A 24,900-nucleotide genomic window follows, 5' to 3' on the forward strand; every position below is an offset into this window, starting at 1 on the left:
GCGCGGGCGTGGCCGCTTCTGTTCGCATTCACTCAAATGGCACTCGAACAGCCGGGCGCGGATATGACGCGCGGGCGCGAAAAGGTCCGCACGGCTTCGGGGCGTTGGTGCATTCGGGCGGAATCGACGTGTCTCCGTGGTGTTCCGTGGCCGTATTCGCCCAATCGGGCCGCACCCGCGCATCCGAGTGACGCCGGGGCCCCCGTAGGCCGCCCGCCCCCGCGCACCCGTGCGCCACCGGGACATCCCGTACAGCGCCCGCCCCCGCGCACCCGCGCGCCACCGGGACGTCCTCGTACGCCGTCGCGGGATCCCCCGTACGGCCCGGCGTTCTCGCCGACCGCGGCGGGCCGCGGCACCGAACGGGCGACAGGAGCCGGGCGCCATCGGGGCGGGCGGGGGTGACGGCGCGGCGCACGCCGCGGCGCGTCCACGGCGAACGGTACGTCCCCTGTCAAGGTGGACGGCGTGAAGGCCATTCGTCGATTCACCGTGCGTCCCGTCCTCCCCGACCCCCTTCGACCGCTCAGTGACCTCGCCCGCAATCTGCGCTGGTCCTGGCACACCGAGACCCGTGAACTCTTCCAGGCCGTCGACCCGGAGATCCGGCGGACGGCGGAGTGCGACCCCGTGCGGATGCTCGGCACCGTGTCCGCCGCACGGCTCGCCGAGCTGGCGGCGGACGAGCAGTTCCTGCACCGGCTGGCCGAGGCCTCCGCGGACCTCAGGAACTACCTGGACGGGCCCAGGTGGTACCAGGAACAGCTCGGCCGGGACGTCGAGCTCCCGACCGCGATCGCCTACTTCTCGCCCGAGTTCGGCATCACCGCCGCCCTGCCCCAGTACTCCGGCGGGCTCGGCATCCTCGCCGGCGACCACCTGAAGGCCGCCAGCGACCTGGGCGTCCCGCTCGTCGCCGTCGGCCTGCTCTACCGGCACGGCTACTTCCGCCAGAGCCTGTCCCGCGACGGCTGGCAGCAGGAGCACTACCCCGTGCTCGACCCGGACGAGCTGCCGCTCACCCAGCTCCGCGAGGCCGACGGAAGCCCCGGCCGGGTGGTGCTCACGCTGCCCGGCGGCCGTACGCTGCACGCCCACATCTGGCAGGCCCAGGTAGGACGGGTACCGCTGCTGATGCTGGACTCCGCGGTGGAGGAGAACGCGCCCGGCGAACGCGAAGTGACCGACCGGCTCTACGGCGGTGGCAGCGAGCACCGCCTGCTCCAGGAGATGCTGCTCGGCATCGGCGGGGTACGGGCGGTGCGGACGTACTGCCGCCTCACCGGCCATCCGGCACCCGAGGTGTTCCACACCAACGAGGGGCACGCCGGGTTCCTCGGACTCGAACGCATCCGTGAACTCGCCGACGCCGGACTCGACTTCGACGCCGCCGTGGAGTACGTGCGGGCCGGCACGGTCTTCACCACCCACACGCCCGTGCCCGCCGGGATCGACCGCTTCGACCGCGAACTCGTCGCCCGGCACTTCGGCGACGACGGTGAACTGCCGGGCGTGGACGTCGAACACATCCTGGACCTCGGCACGGAGACCTACCCCGGTGGGGAGCCGCGCCTCTTCAACATGGCGGTGATGGGGCTGCGGCTGGCCCAGCGGGCCAACGGCGTCTCCACCCTCCACGGGCAGGTCAGCCGGGAGATGTTCGCCGGGCTGTGGCCGGGCTTCGACGCCGAGGAGGTGCCCATCACCTCCGTGACCAACGGCGTCCACGCGCCCACCTGGGTCGCCCCCGAGATCCTCCGGCTGCGCGGCCGTTACGGCGGGTCGCCCGGACGCTGGGACGGCGCCACCGCCCAATGGGACGGCGCCCACGACATCCCCGACCGTGAACTCTGGGACCTGCGCCGGGACGTGCGCGCCCAACTGGTCGACGAGGTCCGCGCACGGCTCCGCGTCTCATGGCGCGACCGGGGCGCGGAGCCGGCCGAACTCGGCTGGATCGACGGCGTGCTCGACCCGGACGTCCTCACGATCGGCTTCGCCCGACGCGTGCCCTCGTACAAGAGGCTGACCCTGATGCTGCGCGACCGCGACCGGCTCAGGGAACTGCTGCTCCACCCCGAGCGCCCGGTCCAGATCGTCGTCGCGGGCAAGGCCCACCCCGCCGACGACGGCGGGAAACGGCTGGTGCGGGAGCTGGTGCGGTTCTCCGACGACCCCCGGGTCCGCCACCGCATCGTGTTCCTGCCCGACTACGGCATGGCCCTGGCACAGAAGCTCTACCCGGGCTGCGACATCTGGCTCAACAACCCGCTGCGTCCCCTGGAGGCGTGCGGCACCAGCGGCATGAAGGCCGCCCTCAACGGCTGCCTCAACCTCTCGGTTCTCGACGGCTGGTGGGACGAGTGGTACGAGCCGGACTTCGGCTGGGCGATCCCCACCGCCGACGGACTGGCCGCGGACGAGGACCGCCGCGACGATCTGGAGGCGGGCGCGCTCTACGAGCTGATCGAGGACCGGATCGCGCCGCGCTTCTACGACCGCGACGGCGAGGGGCTGCCGGGGCGCTGGATCGAGATGGTCCGGCGGACGCTGCGCGATCTCGGCCCCAAGGTCCTCGCCGGGCGCATGGTGGCGGAGTACGTGGAGCGGCTGTACGCGCCGGCGGCGCTCGCACAGCGGGCGATGGACCGGCGGGCGGCCCGCCGCCTCGCCGACTGGAAGGCCGAGGTCCGCGCCGCGTGGCCGGAGGTCGCCGTGGACCATGTGGCGGCCGAGGCACCCGAGACCGCCGCCGATTCGGCCGAACTGGGCTTGACACTGCTGCTGCGGACCAGGATCGCCCTCGGGCCGCTGGAGCCGGACGACGTGGAGGTGCAGGCGGTGGCCGGTCGGGTGGACGCCGCCGACGGGATCTCGGACGCCCGGATCCTTCCGTTGAAGCCCACCGGCGGGCAGGACCTGGAGGGCCGCTGGCTCTACGAGGGGCCGCTGGTCCTGGACCGCACCGGTCCGTACGGGTACACGGTGCGGGTGCTGCCCGCGCATCCGCTGCTCGCGGTCGGCGCCGAACTCGGCCTGGTGGCCCTGCCCGCCGAGGCGGCCGGGGACGGGGCGGGCCTGCTCATGCGCTGAGACCGGCCCCGCGCCGCGTACGGCGAACCGCCCGGGAGGAGTCGGATGCTCCTCCCGGGCGGTCGTCCCCGGACCGGTGGCCCGGAACAGGGTCCTCAGGGTGTGCCGTGCGGTCCCAGGCGCTGACGAGAAATCAGAAAGTCAGCTTGAAAGCGTTGATGGTGCCCGTGTCGCCGTAGTAGAGGTCCTGGACCTTGAGCTTCCAGGTGCCGTTGGCGACCTTGGACGAGGCATTGACCGTGTAGGTCTCCACGACGTTGGCCGCCCAGTCGCCGAGCTGGGCGTTCTTCAGCCGGAAGGTCGCGCCGTCCGGGGCGACGAGGTCGATGACCAGGTCACCGCGGTAGGTGTGGGAGATGTCCACGCCGACCTTGAGGTTGCTGGGCGCGTTGCCCGTGACACCGGTGACGTTGACCGAGGTGGTGACGGCCGAGCCGCGGTCCGGGATGGCGACCTTGGCGCTGTTCTCGAAGACCTTGCCGCCGGGGTTGGGCTCGCCGCCGTCACCGGGGCGCGAGCCGACGTTGATGCCGGCCCAGGCGTCCGCGACCGCCTTGTACTCGGCGCTGGTGGCGCCGTACAGCTCACCGGCTGCGGCGAGGGTGCCGGTGCGGGCCGCCGCGTAGTTGGTCGTGGAGGTGAACTTGGTGCTGAGCGCCCGGAACCAGATCTTCGCGGCCTTGTCGATGCCGATGCCGGTCACCGGCAGGCCGTCGGAGGTCGGCGAGTCGTAGTCGACGCCGTTGATGGTCTTCTTGCCGCTGCCCTCGGAGAGCAGGTAGAAGAAGTGGTTCGCCGGACCCGAGGAGTAGTGGACGTCGATGCCACCGATGCCCGAGTACCAGGCGTCCTTGGACATGCCGTCCCTGCTCGGCTTGTCCATGTAGCGCAGCGGGGTGCCGTTGCCGTTGATGTCGATCTTCTCGCCGATGAGGTAGTCGCCCTTGTCGGAGGCGTTGTTGGCGTAGAACTCCACGGCGGTGGCGAAGATGTCGCTGGTCGCCTCGTTGAGGCCGCCGGACTCGCCGCTGTAGATCAGCCCCGCGGTGTTGGCGGTGACACCGTGCGTCATCTCGTGGGCGGCCACGTCCAGGGAGGTCAGCGGCTTCGCGTTGCCGCTGCCGTCGCCGTACGTCATGCAGAAGCAGCTGTCCTGCCAGAACGCGTTGACGTAGTTGTTGCCGTAGTGGACGCGGGAGTACGCGCCGACGCCGTCGCCCCGGATGCCGGTGCGGCCGTGGACGTTCTTGTAGTAGTCCCAGGTCTCCGCCGCGCCGTAGTGCGCGTCGGCGGCGGCCGTCTCGGCGTTCTGCGGTGTTCCGTTGCCCCACACGTCCGAGGTGTTCGAGAACAGGGTCCCGGTGCCGGAGGTGCCGCGGTTCAGGTTGTACGTCTTGTGGTTGCCGCGGCCCGCGTCCGTCAGCGTGTACGAACCCGAGGTGCCGAGGGTGACCTGGCCGCTGTACTGGGTGTTGCCGACGCCGTTGTGGACGGCCTGCCACTCGTGCAGCTTCGCGCCGGTGGTGGCGTCCGTGATGACGTGCAGCTCGTTCGGCGTGCCGTCCTCCTGAAGACCGCCGACGACGGTCTCGTAGGCGAGCTGCGGCTTGCCCTGCGCCATCCAGACCACCTTGCGGGGCGCCTGTTCGGCCTCGGTCTTCTTCGACCCGTCGGCCTTGGCGAGCCCGAGCGCCTGCTTCTCGGCGACGGTGGGCGCGATATCGGCCTTGGTGTCGACGGCCTTCAGCTGGCTGCTGGTGACCTCGGACGCCTTGGTGATGCTCTGGGTCGCACCGGACTTGGACTCCTTGACGACCAGGTCGCCGCCGAGCACCGGGAGTCCGGCGAAGGTGCGCTCGTAACGCGTGTGCGTGGTGCCGTCGTTGTCCTGGACGACGTCCTTGACGACGAGCTTCTCCTGGGAGCCGAGACCGAGCTCCTTGGCCGTGTCCGCCTTGGTCGCGTCGGCCTCCCGGATCAGCTCCGCACGCTGGGAGGGGCTGAGCTGCTTGGCCAGCGCACCGAACTTGGCCCCGGCGGTCGCCGCCGCGGCGGTGTCGCTGGGGGTGGCGGTGGCCGTGCCGGCCTGGACTCCGACGGCGAGAAGCGCTGCTGCGGCTATCAGAGCGCCGGTCGCGGTGGCGCGACGGCTGGGCGTGGATCTCACGCGAACTCCTTCTGCAGGGGGGTACCGGCCGGTGGGTGTCAGCGGGCCGGCGATTGAGAAGTGCGCAGAACGGGGTGAAGAGTGTCAGCCGGAAGGTGCGTCTGTCAGGGGCGCGTCAACAACTTGGCCGGTTCTCGTTCGTTGCCGGAAAGACCATGTTCGTTAAGCGGACGTTTCACCGACTCGTGCCGTGTCGCCACGGAGGGGCCCGTACCGGCTGAATCCGAAGCGCGGGACGGGTCGGGGCGGGGCGTCCGTATTCGAACATCGGGTGGGGTGGCGGAGGTTCCCGGCTGGCCGAGATGGTGTGGGATGTGGCTGAATTCTTTCCCTGCGTCGACGGTGGCCGATGCGGCCCGGGGCCCGTACGCCGACCGGAGTCGTGCGGCGGCGACTTCAGGCCCCGGCGGCTACTCGTCGTGCCAGTCGGGCGGAGTCGTCACACCGGAGAGCCAGTCGCGGCGCAGGATCGCGTATCCGACCGCGTCATGGACGCGCCCCTCCTCGCCGGGCCAGGCGTCGCGGTGGTGCGCCTCCTTCACATAGGCCCCGGAACGAAAGGCGCGGCGCATCGCTCGGTTGTCCTGGCGCGTGTGCCCCTCGATCCGCCGGAGACCGGGAAACTCGGTGAACAAGTAGCGCGTCAGCCAGGCCAGGGCACGTCCGCCGAGCCCCCGCCCGCGGTGGGCCCGGCCGATCCTGAGGTCGAACAGCGGCGCGCCTCCTCGGGGCACGTCGGCCAGATCGAACAGCCTGATCAGCCCGACCCTTTCACCGTCCTCGGTGATCCAGAAGGTCCGGCTGTCGTCACCGTTGTAGAAACCGTCGCGGACCCGTCGGTGGATGGCGTCACGGTCGAGCGCCGTCGGTCCGTGGAACGGCCATGTCTCATGGAGCAGGAAGTCGGCCAGAGCGTCGGCGTCGGAGGCGTCGAGGTGTTGGTAGGTGGTGTCCACGGTGCGCACCCTACGGATCGATCATCGCGCCCGGAAACGGATTTGGAGAGCTTCGGTCGGCCCGGGCGGAGGGCATGGCGCGGGCGTCTCGCCGACCGGCGTGGAGGGCCTGGGGTGGACGGCCCGGGGCCGGGCAGGAAGGTGGCAGGGCGTCGGTGTTCCGGCCGGCCCCGCCATCGCCGCGGTGCGCGGGTGGCGGGGCCGGGCAACGAGGGCATGGCGTTGCTCGCGTGCGTGGTGTGGAGCTCTCAGTCCCGGGCGGCGTAGGAGAGGAAGCTCTGCCAGGCAACGGGGTTGAGGGTGAGTCGGGGGCTCCTGTCCAGCTTGGAGTCCCGTACGTGGACGGCCGCGATCGGTTCCTGGAGGCAGCCGGACAGCGCCACCTCGACGCAGCTGTCGCCCTGCGAGCCGCTGTAACTGCTCTTGAACCAGGTCAGTTCGGACGTGCTCATAGCGCTCCTCGCATTCGCTTCAACAGGCTGAGGGAATCCTCGGGGGGCAGAGCCTGTGAGCGCAGTGAAGCATAACGCTGGTGGAGACGGCTGATCTCCTTCGGATCGGTGATGAATCGCCCGTTTTCCTGCCCCTCCGAGTACCCGAACCACCGATGTTCCGGTGTCTCTGCCAGCTGAAGCGGCCCGTCCAGCCCCGCGTGCACCGGCTGCCGCAGCGGCATCAGCTGGAACTCGACGTTCCAGTGCCGCTCGATCACCTCCAGGACATGGTCGAACAGTTCCCGCGTCACATCCTCCCCGCCCGTGTGCCGTTCCAGCACCGCCTGTTCCACGATGAAGCTGAACGCCGTCGGCGGCCTCCGGTTCGTGGCCAGCAGGTCCTGGCGGTCCAGGCGTACCGCGACGCGCGCGTTCAGCTCCTCCTCGTCCGGCAGCGGCGGCACGCTGAGCGACACCGCCCGCGTGTACGCCTCCGTCTGCAACAGGCCCGGCACCACGCGGCACTCGTACGTGTACAGGCTCACCGCGTTCGCCTCGATGCCCGCCCACTGCCGGAACCAACTCGCCAGCCCCGGCCGCCGCGCCAGATGGCGTGCCGCACCCCGCAGCGCCCCGAACGCGTCCAGGACCTCTTCCGCGCGCTCCACGAACTCATGCGAGGGAAACCGGCGGCCCTGCTCGATGGAGGCCACCATGGGGACCGAGTACCGGACCCGCGGGGCGAATTCCTCCTGCGTCAGCCGCGCCCGCCTACGGAACGCTTTGACGACCTCGCCGAACGCCTTCAGGCTGTCCGGCGCCTGCGGTTCGCCCCCGCAGGCGAGTTGGCCGCTGATGAATCCACTGCCTGCCCCCGCACCGTCCGTCACCACTGGTACCGCCTTCCCCTGGCCCGCAACTCCGTTCGAGCAAGGGGGACTTCGTGTCGTCCCGGTGCTCGTACCCGACTCCATCATCGTTACGGAAAGTCAACGAGAGAGTCCACTCCGTGTGCCCGTACGCTGACGCGGAGTACGGGGTGGCGCTCTGGTGCCCTTGCGGACGGCCTTTCGTCTCGTCGCCCGGCAGGGTGTGCGCGGCGCCGCCCCCGTGACGTGCGGGACACCGTTGGCGAACTGGTACAGGCCGGGCGCGCCCTGGTGGTAGCCGTCGCGGCGGGGGAGCGATGGCCCTGCAACGGCCCCGAACTACCCCTTCCCGGGCTCGATGTCTTCCAGGAAGTAGCTGTCGTGCCGGATGCGAAACTGCTTGAGTTCCTCGCCACCGCGCTGCGTCATCTCCGCAACCCGCTCGAAGTATTCCTCGCGAGGGGCGCCCGGGGAGAAGAGCATGAGCATGGACATGGGCTCGTCGGTCACGTTCTTGAAGGCGTGCAGGCCGCCGACCGGTACGTACAGGAAGTCGCCCACGCGGCCCGTGACCCACTTCTCGCCGTTGTAGAGCTCCAGTTCGCCGGAGAGGATGTAGAAGGACTCCGACATCGCCTTGTGGAAGTGGGTTTCGGCTCCAGCGGACCGTGCACCCAGCTCCACCTTGTACAGGCCGAACTCGCCGCCGGTCGACTCGTTGGTGGCGAGGTAGTGGGTCAAGGCGCCGGGTGAAGAGATGTCCGGCGGGGTGTCGGCCGGGCGGAAGGCCGCGTTCACTTCGCCCTTGTTGCCGTGGTAGCGGGCTTCCGGGTACTCCAGGTATTCCGGGTACGACACGATGCGCTCCTCTCGGCAGGTCTTCACCAGCATGGTGGCTCCCGCCTCCAGAAGGTGGCATCGGGCTTGCGGACGGTCTTGGTCCGGCCTGGACTGAGGACCGAGGACTGAGGATCTAGTACCGCAGGACTGGCGCCGCTCCCGGCAACGCTTGCCACGTCGGGCGAACACTGCCGCTCCCGGCATTAGGTGGTGGCCGTAGGGCTGCCAGGCGTGACATTCGTGTGAGGGCTCGTGGAGTCTCGGTCCACCAGGCGTTGAGGCGCGCGCAGCGATACCGACACCCTCTCCGACAACGTCGGTCTTCACGACCACAACGGGTCATGAAGACCGACGTCACGCTCAGCCCTGGATGCGCCAACAGTGTCCATGCGGTGACGGGTGCGGCACCAGCGCGCCTGTGTCGCGTTGTCGGAGCCGGCGGGATCCCGCGACCGGGGACGTCAGGCCAGGCTCTCCCGCCACGCGCGGTGCAGACCCGCGAACCTGCCCGTGCCGCCGATGAGTTCGCTGGGCGAGCCGTCCTCGACGACGCGGCCGTGCTCCATCACCAGCACTCGGTCCGCGATCTCCACCGTCGACAGGCGGTGGGCGATCACCACCGCCGTACGCCCGTGCAGGACCGTGTCCATGGCGCGCTGCACCGCCCGTTCCCCGGGGATGTCCAGCGAACTCGTCGCCTCGTCCAGGATCAGCACCGACGGGTTCGCCAGCAACGCGCGGGCGAACGCGACGAGTTGGCGCTGACCGGCCGAGATCCGGCCGCCCCGCTTGCGTACGTCCGTGTCGTATCCCTCGGGCAGACCGGCGATGAACTCGTGCGCGCCGATCGCCCGCGCCGCCCGCTCGATGTCCTCGCGGGTCGCGTCCGGGCTGCCGATCGCGATGTTCTCGGCGACCGTCCCGGAGAACAGGAACGCCTCCTGCGTCACCATCACCACGCCGCGCCGCAACTCGGGCACCGCCAGATCCCGCAGGTCGATGCCGTCCAGCAGCACCCGGCCGCCGGAGGGGTCGTAGAAGCGGGCCAGCAGCTTGGCCAGCGTCGACTTGCCGGCGCCCGTCGAACCGACCACGGCCACGGTCTGCCCGGCCGGGATCGTCAGATCGAAGCGGGGCAGCACCTCGCCGCCCGTGCGATACGCGAAGCGCACCGAGTCGAAGACGACCTCGCGGCCCGGGTGCTCACCCGTGAGGGCGGGCAGCTCCTTCGGGTGCGGCGGCTCGGGAACGGACGGGGTCTGGGCCAGCAGACCCGCGATCTTCGCCAGCGAAGCCGCCGCCGACTGGTAGGAGTTGAGGAACATGCCCAGCCGGTCGATCGGGTCGTACAGCCGACGCAGGTACAGCACGGCCGCGGCCAGCACGCCGAGCGCCAGGGTGCCCGACGCGACCCGGTACGCGCCCCACAGCACGATGCCCGCGACCGCCGTGTTGGCGACCAGCCGGGAGCCGATGACATAGCGGGCCATCTCCAGTGTGGCGCTGCCGTTCGCCCACTGGTGCGTGGCGTTGAGCTTGTGGAAGTGCGCGTCGTTGAGGCTTTCCCGGCGGAATGCCTGGACGGGGCGGATGCCGTTCATCGACTCGGCGAACTTCACGATGACCGAGGCGATCGCCGTGGACCGCGCCGTGTAGAGCACCCCGGCCCGCCGCTGGTAGAGGCGCACCAGCAGATACAGGGGTACGAAGGAGAGCACCGCCGTCGCGCCGAGACCGAAGTCCAGCCAGAGCAGCATCAGCGAGATGGAGACGAACGACAGGATCACCATGATCAGTTCCTGGAGCCCCTCGCTGAGCAGCTCCCGCAGCGATTCCACGTCCGTGGTGGCACGGGAGATCAGCCGACCCGAGGTGTAGCGCTCGTGGAAGTCCACGCTCAGCGCCTGCGCGTGCCGGAAGATCCGCCCGCGCAGATCGAGCAGCACGTCCTGGTTGATCCGGGCGGACACCACGATGAAGGCGTACTGCATGCCTCCCGCGACCGCCGAGCACAGCGCGTACCCGACGGCCACCGCGATCAGCGGTCCGTAGTCCGCGTCGCGGAAGGCGGGCACGCCGCTGTCGATGGCGTACGCGACGAGCAGCGGGCCCGCCTGCACCGCCACCTGCTGGACCAGCAGAAGCAGCGCCGACACCAGCACCCGGATCCGGTGCGGCTGGAGCAGTGACAGCAGCAGTGTGCGGGTCGCCCCGGGGGGAGTGGGCAGGTCGTCCCGGTCGAACCGGTCCCCGGCCTCCCGCGCAGGGACCTTGCCGTCCTCGGACGAGGGCGGGGCCTCGGGCGCGCTCCGCGCGTCGGGCCGGTCGGCGGGGCCGGTCGTCGTACTGGTCATCGGGTGCGGCCCTTCTCGGCGGGGACGTCCGGCACGAGGCGGCCGTCGGTGGGCGGGGCGGGGAAGGCGTCCTGCTCCGCCCCGTCGGAGCCGCCCGACATCAGCCGGGCGTACTCCGCGCTGGTGCGCAGCAGCTCCTGGTGGGTGCCGACCGCGGCGATCCGGCCCTCGGTGAGCAGCGCCACCCGGTCCGCGAGCATCACGGTGGACGGCCGGTGCGCGACCACGATCGCCGTCGTCTCCTCCAGCACCCGCCGCAGCGCGGCCTCCACCAGCGCCTCCGTGTGCACGTCCAGGGCGGAGAGCGGATCGTCGAGCACCAGGAAGCGGGGCCGGCCGACCACGGCACGGGCCAACGCCAGCCGCTGCCGCTGACCCCCGGAGAGGCTGAGCCCCTGCTCGCCCACCTGGGTGTCGAGGCCGTCGGGCAGGTCGTACACGAAGTCGGCCTGCGCGACCGCCAGGGCCCGCCGCAGCTCGTCCAGCCCGGCGCCCTCGGCGCCCATCAGCACGTTCTCCCCGACGGTCGCGGAGAACAGCGTCGGCTCCTCGAAGGCCACCGACACCAGCCCGCGCAGCTCCTGCCGGGTCATGGCGCCGATGTCCCTGCCGTCGAGCGTGATCCGCCCGGCGGTGGCCTCGTACAGACGGGGCACGAGGGCGGTGAGCGTGGTCTTTCCGGAGCCGGTGGCGCCGACCAGGGCCATCGTCTCGCCCGGACGGATGCGGAGATCGATCCGGGACAGCACGGGCACGGAACCGGGATCGACGTCGGGATAGCGGAACTCCACCCCGTCGAACACCATTCCACCGTGGGTGTCGTGGGCCGGATCGGGAGCGGGAGCGTCCGGGGGAGCGGGAGTGTCTTGCGGGGCGGAAGAGGCACCGGCCGACCCGGCCGCATGCCGGGGCTCGGACGTGCTCACCGGCTCGGCCGTCCCGACCGGCTCGTCGGTCTCCTCCGCCACGTCCATCACCTCGAAGTAGCGCTCGGTCGCCGTCGCCGACTCCTGGCTCATCGCGAGCAGGAAGCCGATGGACTCGATGGGCCACCGCAGCGCGAGGGCCGTGGAGAGGAAGGCCACGAGGGTGCCCGCCGAGAGCCCGCCGTCGGCGACCTGGATCGTGCCGAGGACCAGTGCCGCCCCGATGGCCAGCTCGGGCACGGTGGTGATGACGCCCCAGATGCCCGCGAGCAGCCGCGCCTTGCGCAGTTCCGTGCCCCGCAGCCGCTCGGAGAGCGCGCGGAACGCGCGGGCCTGGCTGCGGTGCCGGCCGAAGCCCTTGATGATGCGGATGCCCAGGACGCTCTCCTCGACCACCGTGGTCAGGTCGCCGACCTGGTCCTGGGCCCTGCGCGCCACGGTCGAGTACTTCGTCTCGAAGACCAAGCAGACGATCATCAGCGGCACCACCGGAGCGAGCAGCACCAGCCCCAGCGTCCACTGCTGCATCAGCAGGATGACGAAACCGACCAGGATCGTCGTGCCGTTGACCACCAGGAAGATCAGCGGGAAGACCAGGAACATCCGCAGCAGCATCAGGTCCGTCGTCGCGCGCGAGAGCAGCTGCCCGGAAGGCCAGCGGTCGTGGAACGCCACCGGCAGCCGTTGGAGGTGCCGGTACAGGTCGGCCCGCATCGACGCCTCGACCCCGGCCATCGGCCGGGCCACCAGCCAGCGCCGCAAACCGAAGAGACCCGCCTCGGCGAGGCCCAGCAACAGCAGGTACAGCGCACCGAGCCAGACGCCGCCGGGGTCCCGGTCCGCAACCGGTCCGTCGACCATCCACTTCAGTACGAGCGGGATCACCAGGCCCACGCAGGACGCGGCGATGGCGACCGCAGCGGCGCTGAACAGGCGCTTGCGTACCGGCTTCACATAGGGCCACAGCCGCAGAAGGGAGCGCACGGTGGACCGGACCTCGGGCTCTGTGTGTTTTTCGGGCATCAGAAGCGAGCCTACGGTTCCCCGCCGTCCTTGCTCATATGGTTTTCCGTCGAAGCGCGGTGACGCGGCATCGGGCCCGGCCGGAACGCGCTCCGCCCCGGGTGCCGAACGCCGTCGGCACCGGCCCCCGGCTGGCCTCCCGGCCCCCGGCACCCGGCTGGCCTCCCGGCACCCGGCTCGCCTCCCGGCCCCCGGCCCGGACGCGCGGCCAGGGTCGTACGTCCTGGTCGACCGATCGGACGATGCCGCCTTCGAGCGCGAGGAACGGATGGTGCGGCGCCCCGTCCGTCCCGATGCTCGTGAGCACGGTCGTCATCGAAGTCGGCGGCCTGTGCAAGGCGTACGGCGGGCGGCCCGCGGTGAACGGGTGAGCTTCACCGTCGACGAGGGGGCGGCCTGCGGGGTTCTCGCTCCCGCGGCCCCGTCCCACGTTGCCCCCGGCCGACCTCCGTCGTTGGGGGGACGTGAACCACGGAGCGAAGAGGGCGGTGGTCCGCGTGGCCATCGCGCCGTCAGGGACGAGTCCGCTCGCCGTACTGGGGGTGCTGGCCGTACTGGGCGCACTGGCCGCCGTGCTGAGCGCGTGCACCGGAGCCTCGTCGGCCTTCGGGGACAAGGGCCGCTCCCCGCGGGAGGCGATCCTGGTCACCCCCCGCGACGGGGCACGGGGCGTCGGTCCGGACGACCGGGTGGAGGTGAGGGTTCCGGAGGGGCGGCTGGAGAGCGTCGGGGTCACCCGGATCGAGGACGCGCAGGAGCGGCGGGTTCCGGGCCGGATCGCCCGCGACGGGCGTTCCTGGACGTCGTCGGGGGCGGGGGCGACGGGGCGGCTCGGGCTCGCGGCCAGGTACCGCGTCGACGCGGTCGCCGTGGACGGCGAAGGACACAGGGTCGTCCGGCGCACCACCTTCACCACGGCCGTCCCCGAACACCGCTTCACCGGCCGCGTCACACCCGAGAACCGGTCCACGGTGGGCACCGGAATGATCGTCTCCGTCACGTTCAGCCGACCGGTCGTCAACAGGGCCGCCGTGGAACGGGCCGTCGAAGTGACCTCGGTGCCGGCCGTCGAGGTGGTGGGGCACTGGTTCGGAGCCGGCCGACTCGACTTCCGCCCCGCCGCGTACTGGGCACCGGGCACCGAGGTCACCGTCAGGACGCGGATGCGGGACATCGAGGGGGCACCCGGCGTGTACGGGAGCCAGGACGGGACGGTCGCCTTCAGGGTGGGCCGCTCCCAGACCTCCCTGGTCGACGTGGCCGCGCACACGATGAAGGTCCACCGCGACGGCCAACTCGTGGCCACCGTCCCGATCACGGCGGGTCGTCCGGGCTCGGACACGTACAACGGCCGGATGGTGGTCGGCGAGATGCACGAGGCGATCCGCGCGGACGGCCGTGCGGTCGACTGCGGGCGCGAGCGCGACGGCGGGGGGATCCCGCACGCCCTGCGTCTCACCGGCTCCGGCGTCCTCCTGCACGGCGACCACTGGTCGGGCGAGGGGGTCTTCGGCGCGGCGAACGTCGGCCGGCGCTGCGTCGGACTCCGCGACGCGCGGGGCGGCGGGAGCGACACCCCGGCCGGCTGGTTCTTCGACCGGACCCTCGTCGGAGACGTGATCGAGGTCGTCAACTCCCGGGGCGGTCGGGTCGCTCCCCACGACGGGCTCGGCGGCTGGAACCTGGGCTGGACGAAGTGGAAGGCCGGTTCCGCTCTCCGCTGAGCCCCGGCGTGCGCCGACCGCCCGCCCGGCGTGCGCCTTCCGACGTCCCCCGGGCTCGCATCCACCGCCCCTGGCATGCTCCGGCCGACCCCGGCGCACGCCTGACCTTCAGGACACGTTCGCGTGGACGATTTGGGACTGAACGGTGACATCCGAGGGGTCTATCCGCCACGACCGGTGTGATTATCTTTCGCTGAGCGCGTGTGCAGCGCGTGGGGGGCGGGGGCCCGGACCCCCGGGGCTCTGGCGGGGCCGGGCCGTGCGAGGGGAGACGAGCACATTGAACGGGCAGCCGATATCGGGGGGATCCGCCGGGGCGGGCGGTAGGCGGCGAGGGCGCGGAGCCACGGGGCCGCTGGCGCTGGCCGTGGGCGCGCTGCTGATGCTGGTGACGGCCTGCGGAGGCGGAGGCGAGGCCGGGGACGCGGGCCGGGACGACAAGGGCGGCACGAAGGTCGAGGACACCACCGCGTCGCAGGCCGTGGTGAACGTCGCGCCGAAGGACGGGGCGGAGGCCGTCGCCACGAGCGGGGCGCTGAAGATCTCCGCCGCGCGGGGGAAGCTGACCACGGTCAAGGTCTCCGACCCCAAGGGTGCCGAGGTCCAGGGGAAGATCGCCGCCGACGGCACGAGCTGGACGCCCGACCGGCACCTGGCCGCCGCGACCAAGTACCGGGTCCACGCCGTGGCCGAGGACGCCAAGGGCCGTGAATCGGCGAAGGACACCAGCTTCACCACGCTGGTCCCGCAGAACACCTTCATCGGGCAGTACACCCCGGAGGACGGCTCCACGGTCGGCGTCGGGATGCCGGTCTCGATCCACTTCACCCGGGGCATCACCGCCCCGGAGGCGGTCGAGAAGGCCATCGAGGTGACGGCCGAGCCGTCCGTGCCGATCGAGGGCCACTGGTTCGGCAACGACCGCCTCGACTTCCGCCCCGAGAAGTACTGGGCGGCCGGCACCAAGGTGACCGTGAAACTCGACCTCGACGGCGTCGAGGGCCGCCCGGGCGTCTACGGCAAGCAGGCCAAGACGATCTCCTTCACCATCGGACGGAGCCAGGTCAGCACCGTCGACGCGAGCACGCACCGGATGACGGTCGTCCGCGACGGCCGGCAGATCAAGGAGATCCCGATCTCGGCGGGCGCCCCGGCGACCACCACGTACAACGGTCAGATGGTCATCAGCGAGAAGCTCAAGGTGACCCGGATGAACGGCGACACCGTCGGTTTCGGTGGCGAGTACGACATCAAGGACGTGCCGCACGCCATGCGCCTCTCCACCTCCGGCACCTTCATCCACGGCAACTACTGGGGTGGCCCCGGCATCTTCGGCACCACCAACACCAGCCACGGCTGCGTCGGCCTGCAGGACGTGCGCGGCGGCTGGAACAAGGAGACCCCCGCGGCCTGGTTCTTCGACAACTCGCTCATCGGCGACCTGGTGATCGTGAAGAACTCCCAGGACAAGACGATCCAGCCGGACAACGGCCTCAACGTCTGGAACATGCCCTGGTCCGAGTGGACGAAGTAGTTCCCCGAGCGCGGAGGACGGGCGGGCCCGGAGCTGTGACCGAGAGCACCGGGCCCGCCGCCGTTAGCGACGGTTAACCTCCTCCCATGACCGTAACCCTCGAAGCAAGCGACGGCGTCGGCACCATCCGGCTGGACCGACCGCCCATGAACGCCCTGGACATGGCCACCCAGGACCGGCTGCGCGAACTCGCCGAGGAGGCGACCCGGCGCGACGACGTGCGGGCCGTGGTCCTCTACGGCGGCGAGAAGGTGTTCGCGGCGGGCGCGGACATCAAGGAGATGCGGGCGATGGACCACGCGGCGATGGTTCTCCGCTCCAAGGCGCTCCAGGACGCCTTCACGGCGGTGGCCCGCATCCCCAAGCCGGTCGTCGCCGCCCTCACCGGCTACGCGCTGGGCGGCGGCTGCGAACTGGCGCTCTGCGCCGACTTCCGGATCGCCGCCGACAACGCGAAGCTCGGCCAGCCCGAGATCCTGCTCGGGCTGATCCCCGGTGCCGGGGGCACTCAGCGGCTCGCCCGGCTGATCGGCCCCTCCCGGGCCAAGGACCTGATCTTCACCGGGCGTCACGTCAGGGCGGAGGAGGCGCTGTCGATCGGTCTGGTCGACCGTGTGGTGCCCGCCGCCGAGGTGTACGAACAGGCCCACGCCTGGGCCGCCGCGCTCGCCAAGGGCCCGGCGCTCGCGCTGCGCGCGGCCAAGGAGTCCGTCGACGCGGGTCTGGAGACGGACATCGACACCGGGCTCACCATCGAGCGCAACTGGTTCGCCGGGCTCTTCGCCACCGAGGACCGGGAGCGGGGTATGCGCAGCTTCGTGGAGGACGGACCGGGCAAGGCCACCTTCCTCTGACGGGCTGTCAGTTCACTGCGGCTGGACTCCGGTTCATCCGTGCGGGCGGATGGGCCGGAACCCGGGAAACCCTCGGGGTCCGGCCATCGGCATGTCAGGGATACCTCTCGGAAGTGTGGTACTCGCAGGTCAGAGCGGTGGTTCCGAACGGTGCCTTGCCATGGGCATATGTCATGCGAATACCGTGAATTGTTGTGTTCCAGGGTGGTGATTCCTCCGGAACGGCCCCCGGACGCCCGCGGTGCGGCCATGATGGTGTGCATGGCGGGCCTGGAAGGTGTGGAACAGCCGCGACCGCGCGCAGGCGCGACGGCGGCGCGCCGGACGATGACCGGCGAGGATGAACAGGCGTACAAGGTGCTTGAGTTGTTCGGTGACCCGGCGGAGGAGGAGGTGCGGCTGCCCTCCCGTCCGGAGTCCGCGGCCCAGGCGCGGCGGCTCACCTCGTGCGTGGTGCTCCGGCAGTGGGGGCTCTCGCCGCAGATCGGCGAGTATGCGGTGCTCCTCGTCTCGGAGCTCGTCGGCAACGCCGTGCGGCACACCGGTGCCCGGGTCTTCGGGCTGCGGATGCTGCGCCGTCGCGGCTGGATCAGGATCGAGGTGCGCGACCCCTCCCGCGGGCTGCCGTGCCTGATGCCCGTCCGCGAGATGGACGTCAGCGGGCGGGGGCTCTTCCTCGTCGACAAGCTCTCCGACCGGTGGGGGGTGGATCTGCTGCCCCGGGGCAAGACCACCTGGTTCGAGATGCGGACCTCCGACCGCTGACCGTCGCCGCGCGCCCGGCGTGCCGGTGTCCTGGACTCCGGGCGCCGCCCCGTAAACGCACAGCGGCCCCCGGCTGCCGTCGTGGGGCGCTGCGGGGGCCGCTGTGTGGGGGCCGTGAAATGGGGGGTGTCTTCACGGCCGCTCGTGACGACCGAGCTCGGGTCGGTGCGGGTCGTGTCACCGACTATGGCAGACGGGCGACCTCACCGCCAAAGATGCAAATAGGGCTTATCCCTGTATATTCCGCCATTTCTTCAAAGGTTCGCAGGTGTGATGGGTCACTTGCCTGGAAAAGCATGAATATTTATGAGATTCGTTGAGTGATTCATTCGCGCCGCCCATGTGACCGCTTCGTTACCGTCTGCTTCCTCCGCCCCTATCGTGTCTGCGCATGAACGCCTCCGACCGACCGGTGCACCGCCGCGGCGCCCTGCGCGCGGGAGCGGGGGCCGCACTCGTCGGCCTCGTCACCGGCTGCGCGGAGCACCGCGACGCTCCCGGTGCGTCGCCCGCGACCACCACCGCCGGGGTCCGCGCCACCGCGACCACCCGTCCTCCGGCTCCGCGCCCGGCGCCCGCACCGCGCCGCTTCCCCGGGCAGCCGGCCCAGATCGACCACGGTCCGCGCGACCACCCCCGCGTCGCCCTCACCTTCCACGGCCAGGGCGACCCCGCCCTCGCCCGGACCGTCCTCGCCGAGGTCGAACGGGCCCACGCCCGGATCACCGTCCTCGCCGTCGGCAGCTGGCTCGACGCACACCCCGACCTGGCCCGCCGCATCCTCGACGGCGGCCACGACCTCGGCAACCACACCCGGCGCCACGTCGACATCTGCTCCCTCGGCGAGGCCGAGGCGTACGCGGAGATCACCGGCTGCGCACAACTGCTGCGGCGGCTCACCGGCTCCATCGGTTCCTGGTTCCGGCCCTCGCGCTCCCGGTACGCCACCCCGCTCGTCCAGCGGCTCGCCGCTCGGGCGGGCTACCCGCACGTCCTCTCCTACGACGTGGACTCCCTCGACTTCACCTCCCCCGGTGCCGCGGCCGTCACCCGCAAGGTGGCCGGGGAGATCCGTAACGGATCGGTGGTGAGCCTGCATCTGGGCTACGCGGACACGGTCGCCGCCCTGCCCCTCCTCCTCACCGAAATCGACCGCCGCGGACTGCGCGCGGTGACGACCACGGAGCTGCTGACCTGATGCGTCCCTTCACCCAGCACACCGCCGCCCTGCTCGGGGGCGTCCTCCTCGCCGTCCTCACCGGCTGCGGCTCCTCCGCAGAAAAAGGGAACACCGAGGCCGTCGGCAGCGAGGCCGCCGCCCCGCCCACCGCCGCCGGACGCGTGGCGCCGCCCGAGCCTGGGCTGCCGGGCATGCCGCCCGTCCTCGACCCCGAGGACATCTACGCCGCCGACCGGCCGGGGAAGCTCTCCCCGGTCGTCAAGGACTTCCCGTCGCGGGTGTACGTCCCCAACACCAACTCCAACACGGTGTCCGTGATCGACCCCGCGACGTACAAGGTCATCCGGACCATCAAGGTCGGCCGTCAGCCGCAGCACGTCGTCCCGTCCTGGGACATGAAGACCCTCTGGGTCAACAACGACCTCGGCGACAGCCTGACGGCCATCGACCCCGCCACCGGCAAGGTCGGCCCCACGGTGCCCGTCTCCGACCCGTACAACCTCTACTTCACCCCCGACGGCAAGTACGCCGTGGTCATGGCCTCGATGGACCGCGAACTGGTCTTCCGCGACGCCCACACCATGAAGATCGTCAAGACCGTCCCGGTCGGCTGCGCCGGGGTCAACCACGCCGACTACTCCGCCGACGGGCGGTACTTCATCGTCTCCTGCGAGTTCTCCGGTGAACTCCTCAAGGTCGACACGGCCGGGATGAAGATCGTCGGGCAGCAGAAGCTCCCGCTGCACGGGGCGATGCCGCAGGACGTGAAGCTCTCGCCCGACGGCGGCACGTTCTACGTCGCGGACATGGTCGCGAACGGGGTGTGGATGCTGGACGGAAAGAACTTCACCACCCCGAAACTGCTGCCCACCGGCAAGGGCGCCCACGGCCTCTACATCAGCCGCGACTCCAAGGAGATGTACATCTCCAACCGGGGAGAGGGCACCATCTCCGTCTTCGGCTTCGGGCAGCGCAAGGTGACGAAGAAGTGGCGGTTGCCCAACGGCGGCAGCCCGGACATGGGTGGGGTCTCGGCCGACGGCAAGGTCCTGTGGCTGAGCGGCCGTTACAACTCCGAGGTCTACGCCATCGACACCGAGAGCGGCAAGCAGCTCGCCCGGATCCCGGTGGGCAGCGGCCCGCACGGTCTCGCCGTCTACCCACAACCGGGGCGCTACTCGCTCGGCCACACCGGCGTCTTCCGCTGACGGGTCGTGAGGCGGTCCGGACGGCCGGACGGCCGGGGCGGCATGGGCGACCCCGGCCCTGTGGCGCCGCGGGCGAACGCGCCGATCCGCATCGGATGCGACACCGCGCACGGTGACGGCGGTGGCACCCCATGAACACGGCCTGCCGACCGTCGCCGCCCGTGACATGACGAGCCCCGGGCGTTCGCCCCATGCGCCCACCACTCCACCGACACCGCCGACGGGGGCCCACGGACGGGCTCGCATGACCGCCGAACGGCGCACGGTCGAGACGACGCCTCCTCACCAGGGGACCAGGACGGCCGCGGCAGACCGCATGTCAGGGATCAGCCGGGCAGCCGGGCATCCGGGTGAACGAGCGTCAACCCACGTCCGGACCCGCTCACTATCGAATGACGGTGCACGGACGGGAACCACTCGGCCAGGACAGTGATCCGCATGATGATCACTTCTCTTCTGCGGCGCCGGGCCGCGGTTGTCTTCCTCTCCCTCGCCGCGGCGCTCGTCCCGGCCGCCGCCACCGAGGCCGCTCCCGCCGCGCCCGCCGTCCGCGCCGCTCCGGCGGCCCCCGCGGCGGCCGTGCTCAAGCCCGGCGACTGCCCGGTCGTCAATGACCGCCTCTTCGCCGCCGCCGACCCCGTCGACATCGGCCGGATCACCCCGCGGCCCGCCTGGCGGAACGACTGCCGCCAGCTCTATCGTGCGGACGGCCGGGGTCCGCAGACCATCTTCGAAGAGGGCTTCCAGGCCCGGGACATCACCTACGGTCAGTACGACCTGCAGGAGTACGTCCTGGTCAACCAGCCCTCGCCGTACGTCTCCACCACGTACGACCACGACCTGTACAAGCGGTGGAAGGCCGCGTTCAACTACTACGTCGACGCTCCCGGCGGCGTCGACGTGAACAAGACGATCGGTGACACCCACAAGTACGCCGACCAGGTCGAGGTCGCCTTCCCCGGCGGAGTGGACCGCACGTTCATCGTCGGGGCCTGCCCGATCGACCAGGCGACCAAGACCGAGATCATGAGCGGGTGCGTCGACAACCCGCACTACCGGCCGTGGCGCAGCTGAGCCTCTGACGCCCCATGACGGCGGGCGGAAGGGCCCCCGGCCCGTGACACCGAGTCACGGGCCGGGGGCCCTTCCACGCCGACCCGCGAGGGGCGCGAGTGCTCCATGACAATCGCGTCCGCCCGGCGAAGAAGCGTCCGCCCCGGAGTGCGAGCGGGGCGGACGCTCACCTTCTCCCACGCCGGTACGGGGCCCAGCCGCGCAGTTCGTCGTCGCGCGGGGCGCGCACCAAGGCCGGGGCCCCCGGGCCGAAGCTCATCACCGGACGGGACGCGTCCCAGGCCGGCCAGCCCGGATCGCCGGTGGCGGCGAACCGCACCCACGCCGTGTGCATCGCGTCGGCCAGTCCCTGCGGGGCGTCCGGACCGGCCAGGGCCACCGCGTCCGGCGTGTCCAGGTTGTCGAAGACGAAACCGATCTCCAGCGCGTGGCAGGCACCGAGCCCCAGCACGGGGGACGGCCAGCCGAACTCGTAGAGACGGGTGCCGCCCGGGGCACCGACACGGGCATCCGCCACCCGGTTCAACGGGACGCGCAGCAGCAGATCGGTGGCGAGTGCCCCGAGCAGTTCTCCCGGGGCGGCGTCGGGACGGTTGGCGCGGTACGCGCGCTCCGTGCCCCTCGGCACCCGGAACTTCAGCAGGGCCAGCCGGAGCCCGGTGCTCGACAGCTTCTCCGTGAGCCCGCTCGGCACGAACCAGAGCCGGTACTCCTCGGTGTTCGCGCCCATCAGCAGATCGACATCGGCGGAGGCGCCGTCCAGCAGAGCCTCCAACGGGCCGCGGGGCAGCAGATCGCCGTCCACCACGATCTGGAAGGAGTTCCCGCCGGTCAGCGGCGAACTGCCGGAGGTCACCTCGGTCTGCGCGTCCAACAGCCGTTCCCGGTCCACCGCGGCCAGCGCCCCGGCCGTCGCCGCCACGCCCAGCCGCCGGGCGATCAGCTCCGTGGTGCGCTGGGCGGCGGCGTCCAGCGGCAGCGCGTTCGGCGCCCCGCTCTGCAGCACCGCACGCCGGAACAGCCCCTTCGCGCGCGGCGCGGCCAGCAGGGCGGCGATGGCGATGGCCCCCGCCGACTCCCCGCACACCGTGACCAGGCCCGGGTCGCCGCCGAACGCCGCGATGTTGTCCCTTACCCAGGTCAGCGCCGCGATCTGGTCGAGCAGCCCCCGGTTGGCGGGTGCGTCCGGGAACACCCCGAACCCCTCGATACCCAGCCGGTAGTTGACGGAGACGAACACCACCCCGTCACGGGCGAACGCCGCCCCGTCGTACAGCGGCAGGGCCGAGGAGCCGCGCAGCAGCGAACCACCGTGGATCCAGACGAGCACGGGCAGCCCGGCCGCCTCCGGCGACGGCGTCCACACGTTGAGGTTCAGACAGTCGTCCCCGGGCACGTCCGGATCGGGCAGCAACCGGTCCAGCGGCGGGGCGTACGGCCGCTTGGGCGCGGTCGGCCCGAAGGCCACCGCGTCGCGCACCCCCTCCCAGGGCTCCGGCGGTTCGGGCGCCCCGAAGCGCCGGGCACCGACCGGCGCCGCCGCGTACGGGATGCCCCGGAAGACGGCGACGCCCCGTTCCCGCGAGCCGCGCACCGTCCCCTGGACGGTGCCGACCAGGGGGGACGTCTCGGACAGGGGCGGGGGTACGGAAGCCATGGGGCCTCAGTCCTTCCGGGGCGCGGGTCCGGCGAGCGCGACGGCCGGTGAACCGGACGGGTGATGGGCGAGGGAGCCGTCCGGGTGCAGCACCTCGGCCGGGACCGGTGAGGTGACGCGCACCCGGTCCGGGGTCGCGCCGACCCGCACCGGGCCGTGCGGGAGCGGCACCTCGCCCCGCACGCCGGACAGCGTGCCGAGCCGGAGAGCCACCCGCACCCGGGCGTACCCGGGTTCGGCCGGGCTGACGCCGAGTGTGTACACCAGCAGATCACGACTGGGCGTGGCCGACCATCCGTGGCAGTGGGAACCACCGCCCCAGCACTCCCGGAACGCGGGGAGCCGCCGGTGCTTGGCAACACCGTCCAGTCCCTGCACAGCCGTTCGATCGCATCGACCGCGCCCAGCAGCGCCGGTGGTCGCGAGCGTTCCGGAGAGCGACGAGCTGACCCGGCGCGTGGTCGCGGACATCCACGCGCACAGTGACACCTATGCCTCCGGCCCCCGTCAACCACGACGACCTGTGGGAGATCTGCCGCGACAACCTGCTGCGGGCGCTGGAGGGCTTCGGCGGACTGCCGCCCAGCGGGGGCGATTTCGAACAGGCGGCCCGGGAGAGGGGGCGGCAGCGCGCGGAACAGAACGTGCCGCTGGACACCGTGCTCCGGGCGTACCGGCGCGGGGCCGGGTGATGTGGCAGGTGACGGCCGAACAGCTGCGGGCGTCCCGGACCGGTCGCGCCGGTCGGGACGCGGGGGATGGCCGGGACGGCGGGTACGGTCGACCCGGGCACCGGGGCAGGGCCCGGTAGGGGAGCGGGAACGGCTCTGGCGCTGTGCCCGACCGGACCGGCTCGCCGCACCGGCCGTACCGACGTGACCGGGCTCGGCTGCCGCGACCGGCCGACGCGACCGGGCTGATCACGGTGATCGGCCGACCGGAGTGACCCGTACCGGCCGATGCGGTAGCCGGGTCGGGCCACTATGGTCCGACCCGACCCGACCCGACCCGACCCGCGCCCGACCGGTCAGGCGGCGAAGAAACCGGAGAGGGTCTTCCGGTCGTCGACCTCCACCAGGTCCGGGCGGGTGTAGCGCTCCGCGCGGGCGTGGTAGTCGAAGTCACCCCGGACCAGTCCGCGGTAGTCACGCACGCACCGCTCCAAGGCCACCCGGACCGAACCCTCGATCCCGGCCGCCGTGATCTGCTCGACCAGTTCCCGCTCGGCGCGCAGGACTTGTTCGGCGACCCCCGCGAGCTGCGTCCCGGCCTCGTCCACGGCTTCCTGGAGGGTGCATCCGCGTTCGCGCTGAATGAGGCGCACGGCATTGTGCTCGTAGCCGAGCCGGGCTTCCTTCTCGAAGGAGCAGATGTCGTTGCAGAGCCCGGAGTGATCGGTCACGGCATGGCGGAGTGCGGCGTACGCGGGCAGGGCGCGGGCCGATTCCGGAAGGTCGATCCCCGCGGTGATCTCATGGAGGTCCAGGAACGGCTGCATGGCTACGGAATCCCGGCGGTGCCTCACGAAATCCTGCCTGGTCGGCACCTGTCCGGCGGTCCGTTCCACGGCCTCGGCGTAATAGGTCCACAACCAGGCGACCGTGTCCCGTCGGAACTGCCGGATCCAGTGCGCCGGGCGGCCGGGGTACGTGCGCTCCCGCAACCCGAGGAGCGCGTGCTCCATGGCGCCGCGCGGCGGCGCGCCGTCGAGCACGCTCACCAGCCGGTCGATCGCCGCCTCGCACATGCGGGGATCCCGGCCGGCGGGGCCGTCGTCGAATTCGTCGTCGACGAGGAAGGCCCAGAAGAGCCACTGGCAGAAGAGATCGAGATGCGGTTGTGAAGCGGCGGGGAATATGAGAGAGATCCAGAGTTCCGGCCTGGTCCGGATCATCTTGTTCCGGGCGGTCGGGGAGAGCACGAGACCTTGCGATTCGGCCCATTCCCAGGCGGCCTTCTTGGTCTCCTCGATACCGGGATTGCAACCGGTGCTCTCGAACGGCATGTGAAACGCTGGCAGCGCGATCTGGCTCATTGGTGCCCCTCGTCGAGACGATGCGGATGAACGATACGAATGGGGAGCTGATCGAATTCATACGTCGGCGCGGGTACGCAGGAAGGCGCGGGCCGCCCTTTGACACCTGGTTTCGGCCAGAGGATCACCGTGCGCGATAAGACAGTCATGCCTGCTCACTCTCCTCAGCCGGTTTCGGGGCATGGGGACCGGGCCCGCAGGCCCACG

General features: G+C 71.3%; 19 protein-coding genes. 9 read left to right on the forward strand and 10 right to left on the reverse strand.

Annotated features, from left to right (window positions below; translation table 11 throughout):
- Positions 1–468 precede the first annotated feature (468 nt).
- On the forward strand, positions 469–3,093 hold the full coding sequence (gene glgP, locus ACIHCL_RS08150) for an alpha-glucan family phosphorylase (protein WP_399858362.1): 2,625 nt from the start codon (positions 469–471) through the stop codon (positions 3,091–3,093).
- Positions 3,094–3,226: 133 nt separating this feature from the next.
- Here the strand turns inward: glgP and ACIHCL_RS08155 are convergent, their stop codons facing one another.
- From ACIHCL_RS08155 to ACIHCL_RS08185, 7 genes are all read right to left on the reverse strand, one after another.
- Complete coding sequence (locus ACIHCL_RS08155; protein ID WP_399858364.1) at positions 3,227–5,260, reverse strand: M4 family metallopeptidase; 2,034 nt, start codon at positions 5,258–5,260, stop codon at positions 3,227–3,229.
- A 410-nt stretch (positions 5,261–5,670) separates the two neighbouring features.
- Entirely contained in the window at positions 5,671–6,216 is a 546-nt protein-coding gene (locus ACIHCL_RS08160) for a GNAT family N-acetyltransferase (protein ID WP_399858366.1), read from the reverse strand.
- Positions 6,217–6,464: 248 nt separating this feature from the next.
- On the reverse strand, positions 6,465–6,668 hold the full coding sequence (locus tag ACIHCL_RS08165; protein WP_399858368.1) for a DUF397 domain-containing protein: 204 nt from the start codon (positions 6,666–6,668) through the stop codon (positions 6,465–6,467).
- Positions 6,665–7,543, reverse strand: a complete 879-nt coding sequence (locus ACIHCL_RS08170; RefSeq protein WP_399858371.1) for a Scr1 family TA system antitoxin-like transcriptional regulator — start codon at positions 7,541–7,543, stop codon at positions 6,665–6,667. Before ACIHCL_RS08170 ends, ACIHCL_RS08165 begins: the two co-directional genes overlap by 4 nt.
- A gap of 315 nt (positions 7,544–7,858) precedes the next feature.
- Positions 7,859–8,377 carry a cupin domain-containing protein gene (locus ACIHCL_RS08175; RefSeq protein WP_399858372.1) on the reverse strand — a complete coding sequence of 173 codons (519 nt, stop codon included), beginning with the start codon at positions 8,375–8,377 and terminating at the stop codon, positions 7,859–7,861.
- Between the two features lie 443 nt (positions 8,378–8,820).
- Positions 8,821–10,713: an ABC transporter ATP-binding protein gene (locus tag ACIHCL_RS08180; protein WP_399858376.1), complete on the reverse strand. Its 1,893-nt coding sequence runs from the start codon at positions 10,711–10,713 to the stop codon at positions 8,821–8,823.
- A complete protein-coding gene (locus ACIHCL_RS08185; protein WP_399858379.1) occupies positions 10,710–12,662 on the reverse strand; it encodes an ABC transporter ATP-binding protein in 1,953 nt (650 codons plus the stop codon). The genes ACIHCL_RS08180 and ACIHCL_RS08185 overlap by 4 nt, the downstream gene beginning before the upstream one ends.
- Before the next feature lie 464 nt (positions 12,663–13,126).
- Between ACIHCL_RS08185 and ACIHCL_RS08190 the strand changes: the two genes are divergently transcribed.
- From ACIHCL_RS08190 to ACIHCL_RS08220, 7 genes are all read left to right on the forward strand, one after another.
- Positions 13,127–14,386, forward strand: coding sequence for an Ig-like domain-containing protein (locus ACIHCL_RS08190; RefSeq protein ID WP_399858381.1), 1,260 nt, complete (start codon positions 13,127–13,129; stop codon positions 14,384–14,386).
- 280 nt (positions 14,387–14,666) lie between these two features.
- Positions 14,667–15,920: an Ig-like domain-containing protein gene (locus ACIHCL_RS08195; RefSeq protein ID WP_399858382.1), complete on the forward strand. Its 1,254-nt coding sequence runs from the start codon at positions 14,667–14,669 to the stop codon at positions 15,918–15,920.
- An 86-nt stretch (positions 15,921–16,006) separates the two neighbouring features.
- Positions 16,007–16,774 carry an enoyl-CoA hydratase/isomerase family protein gene (locus ACIHCL_RS08200; protein ID WP_399858385.1) on the forward strand — a complete coding sequence of 256 codons (768 nt, stop codon included), beginning with the start codon at positions 16,007–16,009 and terminating at the stop codon, positions 16,772–16,774.
- Between the two features lie 249 nt (positions 16,775–17,023).
- Positions 17,024–17,539 carry an ATP-binding protein gene (locus tag ACIHCL_RS08205; protein WP_399858959.1) on the forward strand — a complete coding sequence of 172 codons (516 nt, stop codon included), beginning with the start codon at positions 17,024–17,026 and terminating at the stop codon, positions 17,537–17,539.
- Positions 17,540–17,930: 391 nt separating this feature from the next.
- Positions 17,931–18,737: a polysaccharide deacetylase family protein gene (locus tag ACIHCL_RS08210; protein ID WP_399858387.1), complete on the forward strand. Its 807-nt coding sequence runs from the start codon at positions 17,931–17,933 to the stop codon at positions 18,735–18,737.
- On the forward strand, positions 18,737–19,927 hold the full coding sequence (locus tag ACIHCL_RS08215) for a hypothetical protein (protein WP_399858390.1): 1,191 nt from the start codon (positions 18,737–18,739) through the stop codon (positions 19,925–19,927). Before ACIHCL_RS08210 ends, ACIHCL_RS08215 begins: the two co-directional genes overlap by 1 nt.
- Positions 19,928–20,368: 441 nt before the next feature.
- Positions 20,369–21,001, forward strand: coding sequence for an ADP-ribosyltransferase (locus ACIHCL_RS08220; RefSeq protein WP_399858962.1), 633 nt, complete (start codon positions 20,369–20,371; stop codon positions 20,999–21,001).
- Between the two features lie 166 nt (positions 21,002–21,167).
- Here the strand turns inward: ACIHCL_RS08220 and ACIHCL_RS08225 are convergent, their stop codons facing one another.
- Together ACIHCL_RS08225 and ACIHCL_RS08230 are read right to left on the reverse strand one after the other, a co-directional pair.
- The gene (locus ACIHCL_RS08225) at positions 21,168–22,658 is read right to left on the reverse strand and encodes a carboxylesterase/lipase family protein (RefSeq protein ID WP_399858392.1); all 1,491 of its coding nucleotides are present in this window, start codon (positions 22,656–22,658) and stop codon (positions 21,168–21,170) included.
- 6 nt (positions 22,659–22,664) lie between these two features.
- Positions 22,665–23,036 carry a hypothetical protein gene (locus ACIHCL_RS08230; RefSeq protein WP_399858394.1) on the reverse strand — a complete coding sequence of 124 codons (372 nt, stop codon included), beginning with the start codon at positions 23,034–23,036 and terminating at the stop codon, positions 22,665–22,667.
- Positions 23,037–23,149: 113 nt separating this feature from the next.
- Here ACIHCL_RS08230 and ACIHCL_RS08235 point away from each other — a divergent pair, with 113 nt between their 5' ends.
- Positions 23,150–23,350, forward strand: coding sequence for a hypothetical protein (locus ACIHCL_RS08235; RefSeq protein ID WP_399858397.1), 201 nt, complete (start codon positions 23,150–23,152; stop codon positions 23,348–23,350).
- A gap of 335 nt (positions 23,351–23,685) precedes the next feature.
- Here ACIHCL_RS08235 and ACIHCL_RS08240 read toward each other — a convergent pair whose 3' ends face one another.
- Positions 23,686–24,663 (reverse strand): terpene synthase family protein, encoded by a 978-nt coding sequence (locus tag ACIHCL_RS08240; protein WP_399858965.1) that lies wholly within the window; start codon positions 24,661–24,663, stop codon positions 23,686–23,688.
- Positions 24,664–24,900 lie beyond the last annotated feature (237 nt).

The organism is Streptomyces sp. NPDC052042 (assembly GCF_044548345.1).
Lineage (GTDB): Bacteria > Actinomycetota > Actinomycetes > Streptomycetales > Streptomycetaceae > Streptomyces.

Bases quoted from the DNA above. Each gene is read 5' to 3' on its own strand.
- ACIHCL_RS08165 (WP_399858368.1), bottom strand. From the start codon at position 6,668: ATGAGCACGTCCGAACTGACCTGGTTCAAGAGCAGTTACAGCGGCTCG.
- ACIHCL_RS08180 (WP_399858376.1), bottom strand. From the start codon at position 10,713: ATGACCAGTACGACGACCGGCCCCGCCGACCGGCCCGACGCGCGGAGC.
- ACIHCL_RS08185 (WP_399858379.1), bottom strand. From the start codon at position 12,662: ATGCCCGAAAAACACACAGAGCCCGAGGTCCGGTCCACCGTGCGCTCC.
- ACIHCL_RS08200 (WP_399858385.1), top strand. From the start codon at position 16,007: ATGACCGTAACCCTCGAAGCAAGCGACGGCGTCGGCACCATCCGGCTG.
- ACIHCL_RS08205 (WP_399858959.1), top strand. From the start codon at position 17,024: ATGATGGTGTGCATGGCGGGCCTGGAAGGTGTGGAACAGCCGCGACCG.
- ACIHCL_RS08210 (WP_399858387.1), top strand. From the start codon at position 17,931: ATGAACGCCTCCGACCGACCGGTGCACCGCCGCGGCGCCCTGCGCGCG.
- ACIHCL_RS08215 (WP_399858390.1), top strand. From the start codon at position 18,737: ATGCGTCCCTTCACCCAGCACACCGCCGCCCTGCTCGGGGGCGTCCTC.
- ACIHCL_RS08220 (WP_399858962.1), top strand. From the start codon at position 20,369: ATGATCACTTCTCTTCTGCGGCGCCGGGCCGCGGTTGTCTTCCTCTCC.
- ACIHCL_RS08225 (WP_399858392.1), bottom strand. From the start codon at position 22,658: ATGGCTTCCGTACCCCCGCCCCTGTCCGAGACGTCCCCCCTGGTCGGC.
- ACIHCL_RS08235 (WP_399858397.1), top strand. From the start codon at position 23,150: ATGCCTCCGGCCCCCGTCAACCACGACGACCTGTGGGAGATCTGCCGC.
- ACIHCL_RS08240 (WP_399858965.1), bottom strand. From the start codon at position 24,663: ATGCCGTTCGAGAGCACCGGTTGCAATCCCGGTATCGAGGAGACCAAG.